General features: G+C 69.2%; 10 protein-coding genes. 7 read left to right on the top strand and 3 right to left on the bottom strand.

Annotated features, from left to right (window positions below):
* The first annotated feature begins 19 nt into the window (after positions 1–19).
* The 4 genes from guaA to BJY26_RS00620 all read left to right on the top strand — a co-directional run bounded on the left by guaA (position 20) and on the right by BJY26_RS00620 (position 4,579).
* Positions 20–1,603, top strand: a complete 1,584-nt coding sequence (guaA, locus tag BJY26_RS00635) for a glutamine-hydrolyzing GMP synthase (protein WP_179424786.1) — start codon at positions 20–22, stop codon at positions 1,601–1,603.
* Position 1,604: 1 nt separating this feature from the next.
* The gene (gene truA, locus BJY26_RS00630; RefSeq protein WP_179424785.1) at positions 1,605–2,438 is read left to right on the top strand and encodes a tRNA pseudouridine(38-40) synthase TruA; all 834 of its coding nucleotides are present in this window, start codon (positions 1,605–1,607) and stop codon (positions 2,436–2,438) included.
* A 108-nt stretch (positions 2,439–2,546) separates the two neighbouring features.
* Positions 2,547–4,007, top strand: coding sequence for an AlkA N-terminal domain-containing protein (locus BJY26_RS00625; protein ID WP_179424783.1), 1,461 nt, complete (start codon positions 2,547–2,549; stop codon positions 4,005–4,007).
* Positions 4,004–4,579: a methylated-DNA--[protein]-cysteine S-methyltransferase gene (locus BJY26_RS00620; RefSeq protein ID WP_269151133.1), complete on the top strand. Its 576-nt coding sequence runs from the start codon at positions 4,004–4,006 to the stop codon at positions 4,577–4,579. The genes BJY26_RS00625 and BJY26_RS00620 overlap by 4 nt, the downstream gene beginning before the upstream one ends.
* Before the next feature lie 43 nt (positions 4,580–4,622).
* On the opposite strand, the gene BJY26_RS00615 is transcribed toward BJY26_RS00620, so the two are convergent.
* Entirely contained in the window at positions 4,623–6,740 is a 2,118-nt protein-coding gene (locus BJY26_RS00615) for a hypothetical protein (RefSeq protein ID WP_179424781.1), read from the bottom strand.
* The gene (locus tag BJY26_RS00610) at positions 6,737–9,160 is read right to left on the bottom strand and encodes a hypothetical protein (RefSeq protein WP_179424779.1); all 2,424 of its coding nucleotides are present in this window, start codon (positions 9,158–9,160) and stop codon (positions 6,737–6,739) included. The genes BJY26_RS00615 and BJY26_RS00610 overlap by 4 nt, the downstream gene beginning before the upstream one ends.
* 274 nt (positions 9,161–9,434) lie before the next feature.
* Between BJY26_RS00610 and rplM the strand changes: the two genes are divergently transcribed.
* The 3 genes from rplM to glmM all read left to right on the top strand — a co-directional run bounded on the left by rplM (position 9,435) and on the right by glmM (position 11,895).
* Complete coding sequence (gene rplM / locus BJY26_RS00605) at positions 9,435–9,878, top strand: 50S ribosomal protein L13 (RefSeq protein WP_179429683.1); 444 nt, start codon at positions 9,435–9,437, stop codon at positions 9,876–9,878.
* A 36-nt stretch (positions 9,879–9,914) separates the two neighbouring features.
* Entirely contained in the window at positions 9,915–10,424 is a 510-nt protein-coding gene (gene rpsI, locus BJY26_RS00600; RefSeq protein WP_179424777.1) for a 30S ribosomal protein S9, read from the top strand.
* A gap of 118 nt (positions 10,425–10,542) precedes the next feature.
* Complete coding sequence (gene glmM, locus BJY26_RS00595) at positions 10,543–11,895, top strand: phosphoglucosamine mutase (protein WP_179424775.1); 1,353 nt, start codon at positions 10,543–10,545, stop codon at positions 11,893–11,895.
* Between the two features lie 97 nt (positions 11,896–11,992).
* Here the strand turns inward: glmM and coaA are convergent, their stop codons facing one another.
* A complete protein-coding gene (coaA, locus tag BJY26_RS00590) occupies positions 11,993–13,024 on the bottom strand; it encodes a type I pantothenate kinase (protein ID WP_179424773.1) in 1,032 nt (343 codons plus the stop codon).
* Positions 13,025–13,096: the final 72 nt, after the last annotated feature.

Raw genomic sequence — 13,096 nt, 5'->3', positions numbered from 1 at the left:
CAACCCGCAAGGAACGCCCGTGACCTCCACACCGACCGGACCGGGGCCCGTCCTCGTCGTTGACTACGGCGCGCAGTACGCGCAGCTCATCGCGCGCCGCGTGCGCGAAGCGCGCGTGTATTCCGAGATCGTGCCGCACACCATGCCCGTCGAGTCCATGCTCGCGAAGAATCCGTCGGCGTTCATTCTCTCGGGCGGCCCCGCCAGCGTGTACGCCGACGGCGCTCCGACGATCGACGCCGGGCTGTTCGAGGCCGGCGTCCCGGTGCTCGGCATCTGCTACGGCTTCCAGCTGATGAACACGGCGCTCGGCGGCACGGTCGCCCGCACCGGTAAGCGCGAATACGGCGGCACGGCGGTCACGGTGCGCGGCGGCTGCGATCTGCTCGACGGGCAGCCCGAGGCGCAAAACGTGTGGATGAGCCACGGCGATTCGGTGGAGCAGGCTCCGAGCGGCTTCACGGTGCTGGCAAGCACCGTCGACGCGCCGGTCGCCGCGATCGCCGATCCGGGTCGACGGCTGTACGGCGTCCAATGGCATCCCGAGGTGGCGCATTCGGACAACGGCCAGGCCGTGATCGAGAACTTCCTCTATCGGGGAGCCGGGCTCACACCGACCTGGACGACGTCCGGCGTCATTGACGCGCAGGTGGAAGCAATACGCGAGAAGGCGGGTACCGGCAAAGTCATTTGCGGGCTTTCCGGCGGAGTCGACTCGGCGGTGGCGGCCGCGCTCGTGCAACGTGCGATCGGCGACCGGCTGACCTGCGTATTCGTCGATCACGGTCTGTTGCGCGCCGGCGAAGCCGAACAAGTCGAAAACGACTACGTTGCCGCAACCGGGATCAAACTCAAAGTAGTCGATGCGGCGGACAGATTCCTGGCGGCACTGGCCGGCGTCCGCGATCCGGAAGAGAAGCGGAAGATCATCGGACGCGAATTCATCCGCGTGTTCGAACGTGCCGCACGCCAAGTCGTCGCCGAAGGGGGAGCGGACGGAACGGACGGCGAGGTGCGGTTCTTGGTGCAGGGCACCTTGTATCCGGACGTCGTCGAATCGGGCGGCGGCGAGGGCGCTGCCAATATCAAGAGCCACCACAATGTCGGCGGATTGCCGGACGACCTGCAATTCGGCCTGATCGAGCCGTTGCGCACCCTGTTCAAGGACGAGGTCCGCGCCGTCGGCGCCGAACTCGGCCTGCCCGAGGCCATGGTGTGGCGCCAACCGTTTCCCGGGCCCGGCCTCGGCATTCGCATCGTCGGCGACATCACGGCCGACAGGCTTGCGACGTTGCGTGCCGCCGATCTCATCGCGCGTGACGAACTCACCGCCGCCGGACTCGATCGCGAGATCTGGCAATGCCCCGTCGTGTTGCTGGCCGACGTCCGTTCCGTCGGCGTGCAGGGCGACGGCCGCACGTACGGCCATCCGATAGTGCTGCGGCCCGTGTCCAGCGACGATGCCATGACCGCCGATTGGACGAGACTGCCGTACGAGGTGCTCAGCCGCATCTCGACTCGCATCACCAACGAGGTCGACGAAGTGAACCGGGTGGTGCTCGACGTCACGAGCAAGCCGCCCGGCACCATCGAATGGGAGTAACGTGAGGCTCCGCGTCGACGTGGCCTATGACGGCACGGACTTCGCCGGATGGGCGCGGCAGCCCGGCATGCGCACCGTTGAAGGGTGCCTGGGGGACGCATTCGCCCTGGTGACCCGCGAGCCGATCCGCATGACAGTTGCCGGTCGCACCGACGCCGGCGTGCATGCTCGCCGGCAGGTCGTGCACGTGGACCTCGGGCCCCGGGCCGAGGGCCGTGTCATCGGCCGGACCGAGCGACCCATCGGCGAGGCACTGGTGCGGCGGCTGACCGGAGCGCTCGCGGTCGGGCGCGCCCCGGATATCGCCGTCTTGGATGCCCGCGTGGCCCCGCCCGAATTCGATGCCCGGTTCGGTGCGCTGTGGCGGCGTTATTCCTATCGGATCGCCGACCGGCCGCAGACTATGGACCCGTTGCGGCGTCATGACACGTTGCACGTGAAATTTCCGCTCGACATCGACGCCATGAACGCCTCGGCCGAGCCGCTTGCCGGGCATCACGATTTCTTGAGTTTCTGCAAACCGCGCGAGGGTGCCACCACGTTCCGCACACTTCTCGAATTCCGCTTCGACAGGCAGGACGACGGTGTTGTCGCGGCAACGATCAAAGCCGACGCCTTTTGTCACCACATGGTGAGAGCCTTGATCGGCGCGTGCCTGGCCGTCGGCGGCGGACGGGAGAACGCCGCATGGCCGGCCCGGCTGCTTGCGCGAGCCTCGCGCGAGTTGATGGTGAACGTGGCCCCGGCTCACGGGCTGTGCCTCGACGAGGTGGCGTATCCGCCGGACGCCGAGCTCGCTGCCCGTGCTCACGCCACCCGCGCCCGCCGCGGCTGAGCCGCTCGTCGACGGGAACCGTGGCGAGCCACCGACGGCTCGGGGGACGAGACAGCCATGTCGTATTTTCGCTAGTATTTGCCGGCGGCACGGTGTTGACTGGTACCCATGAGGATGACACGGGAGGCGTGCCTACGGGCCGTGGACGGGCGCGACCGCCGATTCGACGGCTGGTTCGTCACTGCCGTGCGAACGACGAAAATCTATTGCCGGCCCAGTTGCCCGGCCCGGACTCCGCAGAGCAGGAACATGGAGTTCTACCCGAGCGCCGCGGCCGCGCAACAAGCCGGCTACCGCGCGTGCAAACGGTGCCGGCCGGACGCTTCGCCCGGCACCCCGGCATGGAACGAACGAGCCGACGCGACTGCCCGGGCCATGCGGCTGATCTCGGACGGCGTCGTCGACCGTGACGGGGTGCCCGGACTGGCACGTCGACTCGGGTACAGCGTGCGGCAGGTCGAACGGCTGCTGCACACCGAACTCGGGGCCGGGCCGTTGGCGCTTGCCCGGGCAGCCCGGGCGCAAACCGGGCGCACACTGATTGAGTCCACGTCGATGCGGATGCACGAGATCGCGTATTCGGCCGGGTTCTCCTCGCTCCGATCCTTCAATGACTGCATCGCCCAGGTGTACGGCACCACCCCGACCGCCCTGCGCGGCCGCACGCACGCCGGCGGCGATCGCGGCACGGTGTCCTTGCGGCTGCCCTACCGCGAACCCTTCCATCCCGATAGCCTGTTCGGCCATCTGGTCGCCACCGCCGTGCCCGGCGTCGAGGAATGGTCGGAAGGGGCCTACCGCACAACCGTCGACCTGCCGCACGGGCCGGGCATCGTGTCACTGCGCCCGGCGGCCGGACACATTGCCTGCACGGCCCACCTCGCCGATATGCGGGACTTGTCGGCAGCAGTCAACAGATGTCGATGGCTTCTCGATTTGGATGCCGATCCGGTGCTTGTCGACTCTCAACTCGCCCGCGACCCGGTCTTGGGCACGCTCGTCCGCAGCCACCCCGGCGCGCGCGTGCCGCGCATCATCGACGGGCCGCAGTTCGCCATCCGCGCCGTGCTGGGCCAGCAAATCTCGACGGCGGCTGCCCGCACGCACGCCGGCCGGCTGGTCCGCTCGCTCGGCAAGCCGCTCGATCATCCGGACGGCACGCTGACCCACCTGTTTCCGACCCCCGAAGCCTTGCTGGACGCCGACCCGTCGTCCCTGGCCATGCCGGAGTCACGGCGGCGCACCCTGTTCGCGGTGGCCGGCGCACTCGCCAACGGCACGCTGGACCTGCGCCTCGGCGCCGACTGGTCGGGCGCCCGAACAGCGCTCGACGAGCTACCGGGCATTGGCCCCTGGACGCGCGAGAGCATCCTGATGCGCGCGCTCGGCGACCCCGACGCCTTCATCGCGACCGACCTGGGGGTCAAGACCAGCGCCCGCGCTCTCGGACTGCCCGGCACACCCGGCGCGTTGACGAAACATGCCGAGGCGTGGCGACCCTGGCGCGCCTACGCCGTCCAATATCTCTGGGCCGCCGGCGACCACGCCGTGGGCAGGATGCCGGAATGACCGCCGACCACTTTCGCAGCAATACCCGAACCGACCGGAAGGCAGCACCCATGAACCTCTACACGGTGATCGACTCACCGATCGATGAATTGACGCTCGTTGCCACGGACGGCGTGCTCAGTGCCTTGTTCATGCTCGAACACACGCACCAGCCACCCGCCAACACGTACGGGCGGCGCGTCGGCGGCGCCGAAGCACGCGCGGTCTTCGGCGACGCCATCGACCAACTGGGCGAATACTTCGCGGGAGAGCGCCGCGATTTCACGCTCACCACCAGTCCGCGCGGCACCGATTTCCAGCGGCGCGTGTGGCAGGCGCTCACCGAGATCCCGTACGGCCACACCCGCACGTACGGCCAGATCGCCGATCGGATCGGCAACCGACAAGCCTCCCGGGCCGTCGGGCTTGCCAATGGACGGAACCCCTTGAGCATCATCGTGCCGTGTCACCGCGTCATCGGCTCCACCGGCAACCTCACCGGCTACGGCGGCGGCGTTGCACGCAAACGGTTCCTGCTCGACCTCGAAATCGGGCAGACGGCGGCGCGCCGGCCAATGGCCACCGGCGCGTAACCGCCCGCCCGGCCACCGGCTCGGACGGACTCGTCCCGGACAGTCACGCGCCGTCCGTCTGCCGTGCGCGGGGTTGCTCGGCATTGTCACCGGACGTGAGGGAGTAGCTCGCGCCCACATGCGTCAGGGCCGGTGCCAAGAACAGAATGCCGACGGCCGGAACGATGATGCCGGAATCGTTGACGAACGCGCCGAGGATCAGCAGCGCGAACAACGAGCCCAGACCGGCCCGGAGGAACGGCGTCCGGTCATAGACGCCGGCCAGGGCCGGCACTCCGGCCCTGGCCGGGTTCAAGACCACCAGCACGACGGCAGCCACGAAGAGCGGCAGCAGCAAAGTCATCCAGCTCTGCGTCAAAATGCCGAGATTCATCTCGATCTTGCGCCAAATCACGGGCCAGGCGTCCCCGGCCAGGATCGTTGCGAAGAACCTGCCGAAGTGAGTGCGCTGATCCGGCGGACGCAGCCAATCGAGGTAGAGCAGCGCGGCCATCAGGGCTGCCGCGCCCAGCAGCAGGTAAAGGCCCCGCCGCCATGTCAGCCGCAGCCCGACCGCCACCAGGAACAGCAGACCGAACCCGACAACTATCGTGGGCACCGACCCGAACTTGGTGCCGAGTCCGGGCAGCCCCAGCAACAGACCGGCCAGCACGCCCGTGACGACGACGAGCGTCGCCCGCCCGCCCCGGCCGAGACGGCGAATCTGCATGGCCGTGACGACGCAGAGCACCAGCGTCGTGGCGAACAAGGCGTACGCGGAGTTGCCGATGCCGTAAAAGCGTGACGCGGTGAGCAGCGGCTCGCCCAGCAGCGTCGACATCTGCAGCCCCGATCCGGTCAGGACGTCGGCGGCGAGCGTTGCCACGGTAATGCCGGACACGACGGTCAACGGGCCCAGCAACCGGCGCCGCCACGGTCCGGCGAATGCGACAGCCGTCACTGCCGCGGTCATGCCGACCAGGCATGCCAGCATGGCGGCGACGGCGTGCGCGACCGATTCCCACGGCACGACATTCACCAGGAATGTCGACACGGGCACCGCCGCCAGTGCGATGCCGCCGACCCGCGCACCGGTCAGCGCAGCCCGCGGGCGGATCCGCCGCACGAGAGCTGCCGACGCGCCGGCGGCCAACATGAGCGCGATCAGCGCCGGGAAGAACCATGCGCTGATGGACAGCTGCGCTCTCACTGCGCGGTCCCGGTCATGCATCGATGCGATGCGGTCGGCAGCGGACTCCGGGGAGTTCGCCGTGCGCTCGACGGGCGCCCCCGCATCCGTCGAAGGCACCCGCCTGCCGACGTCCGATTCGATTGTCGGGCCGATGTCGACGGATTGAACCAGGCCCGGCTGCCGCGTCGAATCCGAGGTCAGGAGGCCGGGCCGCTCACCGGGCCGGCGCAGCGCCGCGAACTGCATCCTCGGTGTGCCGCCGCCGTCCGCAATGCTCGCCGTGAGCACCGCGGCGTTCCGCCCGGCGCCGTCCAGCGCGGCGCCGACCATCGTGTCGAGTTCCTTCAACCGGTGCGGACCGGCGCCGGCGACGTTGCCCAGATCGACAACGACGAGCCGGTGGTCGGCGAACTTCGCATCCACCAGGGACGCCAGCGCGCGCGGACGGCGCGGGACGCGCGAATAGTCGGCCACGTCGCCGGACGGATCGGCCAACGCGATGGCGGCGCCCGGCCCGATGGCGGCGCCCGGCCGGGCCGCCAGCGCGCTGCCCAGCGAACCGGGCTCGGCATTGAAATTGTCCGTTGCGGCTTCGGAGAGGTACGACCGCCAGTTCGGCACGCTGCCGCCTTTGGGGGCCGGCGGCTGATCGCATCCGGCTCCCGCGGGCGCCGCTGCGCGCTTGCCGGCGCTGATCGCCAACCACCCATCGATGGGGCAGCTCGACCGGCGCACGCTGCGCGCCGTCAGGCTGGCGATGCTTGCCCGTTCGGCAAGCCGGTAGAGCCGCGGCGTCCCCGATTTCGTCACGTCGTGCCACGTCAGACCGGACATGCCGATCAGCAGGGTGCGTCGCGGTTGTGCCGACGTGGACGCCGATGGGGGCCCCGTGGGCAGGGACGCTGCCGCGCGGGCCGGGGCAACGCCGAGAAGCAGGAAAGCGGTAATCAGCGCGGCCACGACCGCCCCGAGAGTGCGGCGCCGCGTCATGACCGGCTCGTTTCGGCCGGGATATCGCCGCACGCGGCCACCAGCATCGGAATGAGCAGCATGAACCCGGTTGCCGGAACCGCCGCGCCGGAATCGGTGATGACCAGGCCGACGGCCAGCGCCATCGAGGTCGCGGCAAGGCCGAGTCCGAGCGCGGGCCTGCGATCGGCGGCCTCCGGAAGCCGGCCGGCAAACCGCTCGGCCGCCCGCGCGCCGCGCGGCCACCGACGCCGCCACCGCGCCGCCCACCCCAGCACCAGCGCGATCATGACGAACCCGACCGGCACGAGCAGCGACAACAGCGGGTTGATCACCAGGATGGACAGATTGGCCTCCAGCTTGCGCGCGATGACCTCACCCATGTCGCCGGAGAGCACGTGCTGGAAGAATATGCCGAAATGCGAGCGCTGCCCGGGCGGACGCAAATAGTCCAGCCCGGCTACCGCGAACAACGCGGCAAGCGCGATGACCGCTACCGCGACGAGCCGGCGGATGCCGAGCCGCACCCCGGCCAGCAAGAGCACGAGCACTCCGAACCCGGCCACCGCCGCAATCGTGCCGCCGAATTTTGCGCCCCACGCCGGATCGCCGATCACCGTGACCGTCGCGAGGCCGAGCACCGTTGCCACGGCGACCGCCGCGCCCCGTCGCCGCAGCGGCGAGACGAGGGCGGCGGTGCCCATGAGTGCGCCGACGATGTACAAGGCGACGGCGAGATTGCCGATTCCGTAAAAGCGTCCGCCGACAATTGCGTTGTAGCCGAGCAGCGAATTGAGCTGCAAATGCGATCCCGTCGCCACATCGACGCCGAGGATTCCGGCCGTGACGAGTCCGAGCGCCCCGACCCTGCCCAGCCAGGTGCGCCCCCACGGGCGAATCAGCGTCACGGCGAACACGGCCGCCGCGCCCACCAGAATGCCGGCGGCCAGCAACGCGACGGGGTGGGGTCCGCGAGCCCACGGCGCGAGGTTTGCCACAAACGTGCCGGCCGGCACTGCGCCAAGCGCGAGCGCCGTCCAGCACGCTGCCCGCGACCGGCCCGTTCGCCGTGCGGCGGTGCTCGTGTCTCTCCGCCCGCGGTAGAGTCCAAGCGCCACAAGGATGAAGAACACGTAAAACGCGATATCGAGCCAGATCGAGAAGGCGCCGACGCTGTCGTGTACCAGGCTCGCCTTCAGAGCGTCCTCACGCAACGAATTGACCTCGTCCAAGGTCGAGTCCGGCCCGTTCGCTTTCGTCGCCGCCTGGTCGGCGTGCGTGGCCGGCGTGCCGACGAACGCCGGGTGGCGCTTTTCGCCCAGGAGCCGCGTGATGGTGGGAGTCACGTCGGTGAGCTGCACGAGTCCGCGGCGCCGGGTCGAGTCCGACGTGAGCAGGCCGTGACGGCCCCCTCCGGCAATCATGATGGCGCCCAGCTGCGGGGAATACGACGAATCGCTCAGGCCGAGCAGCATGACCGACGCGTCGTGCGGGAGCGCGTGCACGTAGCGTCCGACCATCCGGTCGGCATCGCGAAGCTGCGTAGCGCGGACGGCCGCTGCAAGCCTGTCGCGCTCGGAATCGTTGCCGAGCGTCAGCGCATCGGGCACCGTGTTCTTGGCCCGGTGGTCTCCGGCGACCCACGACGTCGTGTCCGAATTCGGAAGCCACGACGAGTCGCCGACCGAGCCCAGGTCGACAAGGGACAGCGGGCACGTGCCCAGCCGGTGCGGACCGCCGGGGGAGGGCACCGTGCCGGCCTCCAGATACCGCTGCACCGTGCCGGACCGGTCGGCCAGCGCGGTGGCCGCGCCCGGCCCGATCGCGAGGGTGCACATGCCGTCGTCCGCTGCCACCGTCGTGGCCAGGGTGCCGGGCTTCGCCTGATAGGCCTGGTGCGAGTTGAACGTGCGGTAGGCGCCCCATCCGGTCACCTCGGCGGGCACGGGTTCTCGGCCGGCGCGGTGGCCCGAGTCGTGGCCGGCGGGTTCAATCCTTGGCATGGCGGGGCAGCGCACGGACCGTTTCGTCGGCAATTTCGTGCCGGCCCGTCGTCCGGCGCCAAGCGTCAGCCACCCATCGAGTGCGCAGCTGGTGGACCGGGTGGTGCGCAAGCTGAGGTCGCCCTTTGCCGATCTCTCGGCCAGCCGCCAGATGTGCGGCGTCGTGGCCGGCGAGATATCGGCCCAGGTCAGACCGCCGATTCCCAGCACCACTAGCGGGCCGTCCCCGGTCACGGCGCCTTGCGCCCGCCCGGCCTGCTTGCCTGCGGCGGTGCCGGCGTCCACGGCCGATACGGCCCGGGCCGGGCCGGCGGCAGCGAGCAGGAACACGATGAGTGCAAGGACGCCGGCCACGCGTCGCCGGGTGCCGAGCCGCCGGGTGCCGCGTCGCCGGGGGCCCGGGGGCCGGGCCGCGGCGGCGGTCGAATCGAGCGTCACGCTCCAACCCTACCCGGCATCCGGCACGCGCCCGAGCGATGCCGCGAGCGTCGCGTCGGCATCGTCCGACCGGTCTCGCTTTGCCCCGGGGACCGGTTTTCCGGTATCTTTTCTAGGTAGTCATGTGCCGTGCCTCATCCGCCGACGCGTCCTGACGGACGACAGTCGTCGCAACGTGGCGCACAGCGTAATGGACTGACCTCTTTCGCCGCCTGCTACGAAGCCGCGGGCACGAACGAATTTCATGAATCGATCAGAGAAGAAGGCTGCAACCGTGCGTACGTTCACCCCCAAGCCCGCCGACGTGAAGCGTGGGTGGCACGTCATCGACGCCACCGATGTGGTTCTTGGCCGTCTGGCCAGCCACGCCGCCACGTTGCTGCGTGGCAAGCACAAGGCGATCTACGCCCCGCATATCGACACCGGCGACTTCGTCATCATCGTCAACGCCGAAAAGGTGGCGCTCACCGGCGCGAAATTGGAAAAGAAGCGCGCGTACCGGCACTCCGGCTACCCGGGCGGGCTCTCCAGCATGAGCTATGAAGAGCTGCTCGAACACGACCCGCGCCGTGCCGTGGAAAAAGCGATCCGCGGCATGATCCCGAAGGGCGCTCTCGGGTCGACGCAGCTGGGTAAGCTCAAGGTGTACACGGGCCCCGAGCACCCGCACCGGGCGCAGAACCCGCAGCCGTACGAAATCGGCCAGGTCGCGCAGTAACGCGCATTCCGACCGCATCTACTTTCAAGGAGAACCGTGGCTGAAACCACAAACGAGACCGAACCGGCCTCGGAGAACCTGTCCAGTTATTCCACCGAGACCCCGGCCGACGCCGGTCTCGGCGCCGCTCCGGCCGGCGGCCGCGGCCAGTCGCTGACGGCGCCCGGCGCCGCTGTGGGACGTCGCAAGCGTGCCGTTGCCCGCGTGCGCCTGATCCCGGGCACCGGCGAGTGGAAGCTCAACGGGCAGAGCTTGGAGGACGTGTTCCCCAATAAGCTCCACCAGCAGTTGGTCAACGAGCCGTTCCGCCTGCTCGACCTCGAAGGACGTTTCGACGTGCACGCCCGCATCAGCGGCGGCGGCCCGTCCGGCCAGGCCGGTGCGCTGCGTCTTGGCATCGCCCGCTCGCTCAACCAGATCGACGCCGAGCACAACCGCGTCGAGCTGAAGAAGGCCGGCTACCTCTCGCGCGACGCCCGCGCCAAGGAACGCAAGAAGGCAGGACTGAAGAAGGCCCGCAAGGCGCCGCAGTTCAGCAAGCGCTAAAACACGCACGGCGCGGTAACTCGACAATCTGCCGCCGAAAAGGCCCCGGGGACTAAGATCGCCCCGGGGCCTTTTACCAGCTGCGCGCCGTTCCCCGGCGCCTCGTCGAAGGAGAACAATGGGTCGACTGTTTGGCACGGACGGCGTGCGTGGACTTGCCAATCGCGACGTCACGGTCGAACTGGCTCTCGATCTGTCGGTCGCGGCGGCCCGGGTGCTCTCGGAAGTCGGCGAATTCTCCGGCCACCGCCCGCGGGCCGTGATCGGCCGTGACACGCGGGCCAGCGGCGAATTCCTTTCCTCGGCGGTTGCGGCGGGTCTGGCCTCGGCAGGCGTCGACGTTGCGGACGCCGGAGTGCTGCCGACTCCGGGCGTCGCCTACGTGGTGCGCGCGACGGACGCCGATTTGGGCGTGGTCCTGTCGGCTTCCCACAATCCGATGCCGGACAACGGCATCAAGTTCTTTGCCCGTGGCGGCACCAAACTGCCCGATGCCCTCGAGGACCGGATCGAAGCACGGCTCGGCGAGGAGTGGAGCCGGCCCATCGGCGAGCAAGTCGGGCGCATCCGCCGGTTCCCCGCCGCGACCGACAAATACACCGAACATCTCGTTGCCTCGGTGGGTAACGGCGCGCCGCCCCTCGAGGGTCTGCGCATCGTCGTCGATTGCGCGCACGGGGCCGCCAGCGTCGTCGGGCCGGCCGTTCTCCGGCAGGCCGGAGCCGACGTCAGCGTCATTGGCGCCGAGCCGTCCGGTCTCAACATCAACGTCGAACGCGGATCGACTCATATCGATGCGCTGCAGGCCGCAGTCGTGGCCGAGGGGGCGGATCTCGGCGTCGCCTTCGACGGGGACGCCGACAGGTGCCTTGCCGTCGATGCGCGCGGGCGTCTTGTCGACGGCGACCAGATCATGGGCATCTTGGCGATCGGCCTTGCCGAGCGCGGCCTGCTCAAGTCGAACACCCTCGTCACGACAGTCATGTCGAACCTCGGCCTGTGGCTGGCGATGGAAGAAGCCGGCATCACGACAGTGCGCACCCAGGTGGGCGACAGATACGTGCTCGAAGAAATGCTGTCCGGCGGCTACTCGCTCGGCGGTGAGCAGTCCGGCCACGTGCTCATGCTCGATCACGGCACGACCGGCGACGGCGTCCAGACCGCGTTGCATCTCGCTGCGCGGATGGCGGCGACGTCGCGGACCCTTGCCGATCTGGCCTCCGGCATCCCCAAGCTGCCGCAGGTGCTCATCAACGTGCCCGACGTCGACAAGGACCGCGTCGGCGACGCCGCGGTGACGGGCGCCGTGGCCGAAGTCGAACGCGAGCTCGGCAGCACCGGACGAGTGCTGTTGCGTGCCTCGGGCACCGAGCCGCTCATCCGGGTGATGGTCGAAGCATCGGACGAAGCGCACGCCCAATCGGCGGCCGACACCCTTGCCGGCGTCGTCCGCGACCGCCTGAGCCTGTAAGCCGCGCCGGCCGTCATCGGCGGGGTCGTTCGTCCTGCGCGGGGTGAAAACTACCGCCCCGCGGCAGACAATTCGCCCCGTCGACGCGGCAAGGACATCACAACTTGCGCAACAGCATCCTTTTGACCCGGTGGTGCTGCGCCTTGGTCAACACGAGCGAGGCGCGCCCGCGGGTTGGCAGCACGTTCTCGATGAGGTTCGGTTCGTTGATGCTCGACCAGATATCGCCGGCCAGCGTCACCGCCGCATCGTCATCGAGACTGGCGTAGCGGTGGAAATAGGACTCGGGGTTGGCAAAAGCGCCGGAGCGCAGGCTCAGGAACCTGTCGATGTACCACTGGCGGATGTATTTCGTCTTGGCATCGACGTACACGGTGAAATCGAAGAAGTCGCTGACGGCCAGGCCCTGCCGCCCGTCGACGCGCGGACGGGCCGGTTGCAGCACGTTCAACCCCTCGACGATCAACACGTCCGGCTGGCGGACGACCACCTCGGCGCCCGGCACGATGTCGTACGTCAAATGCGAGTACACGGGAGCGCGCACCACTGGCACCCCGGATTTCACTTCGGAGACGAACCGTAAGAGCGCGCGCCGGTTGTACGACTCCGGGAAGCCCTTCCGGTCGCTGATGCCGCGACGAGCCAGCTCGGCGTTGGGAAACAAGAAGCCGTCGGTAGTGACGAGCTCGACGCGCGGCGTATCCGGCCAACGGGCCAGCAGCTCGCGCAGGATGCGGGCAGTCGTGGATTTGCCGACCGCGACCGAGCCGGCCACGCCGATCACGAACGGCGTCGGCGCCTCGACTCCCGAGTTCTCGGGCCCCAGCGGGCTGAGGAATGTTTGCGTGGCGTGGTGCAGCGCCCCCTTGCCCTTCACGTACAAGTTCAGCAGCCTGGACAGCGGGAGATAGACCTCCGAGACCTCGTCCAGGTCGATCCGCTCGCCCAGGCCGGACAGCCGGGTGACGTCGGCATCCGTCAACGGCAACGGCGTCGATGCGGCAAGCGTTGCCCACGACTTGCGGTCCAGTTCGACGAAGGGGGTGCGTGCGGTGCTCCCTACGCCGAACCGCCGCTTTGGACGGATGCCGGCAATGCTGCGGGCCGTATCGAGATCGTTCTCGGACATGTCCGCCATTCTGCCGTACCCGCAGGATCCGGCGCCGCTCCGGGGCGCTCGGGGAGTGCGGGGCGGTGGCGC

Origin of the sequence: Spelaeicoccus albus, from assembly GCF_013409065.1 — a bacterium.
Lineage (GTDB): Bacteria > Actinomycetota > Actinomycetes > Actinomycetales > Brevibacteriaceae > Spelaeicoccus > Spelaeicoccus albus.
This window is presented reverse-complemented; position numbering and strand designations above follow the sequence as displayed.

Bases quoted from the DNA above. Each gene is read 5' to 3' on its own strand.
- BJY26_RS00625 (WP_179424783.1), top strand. From the start codon at position 2,547: ATGAGGATGACACGGGAGGCGTGCCTACGGGCCGTGGACGGGCGCGAC.
- BJY26_RS00620 (WP_269151133.1), top strand. From the start codon at position 4,004: ATGACCGCCGACCACTTTCGCAGCAATACCCGAACCGACCGGAAGGCA.
- BJY26_RS00615 (WP_179424781.1), bottom strand. From the start codon at position 6,740: ATGACGCGGCGCCGCACTCTCGGGGCGGTCGTGGCCGCGCTGATTACC.
- glmM (WP_179424775.1), top strand. From the start codon at position 10,543: ATGGGTCGACTGTTTGGCACGGACGGCGTGCGTGGACTTGCCAATCGC.
- coaA (WP_179424773.1), bottom strand. From the start codon at position 13,024: ATGTCCGAGAACGATCTCGATACGGCCCGCAGCATTGCCGGCATCCGT.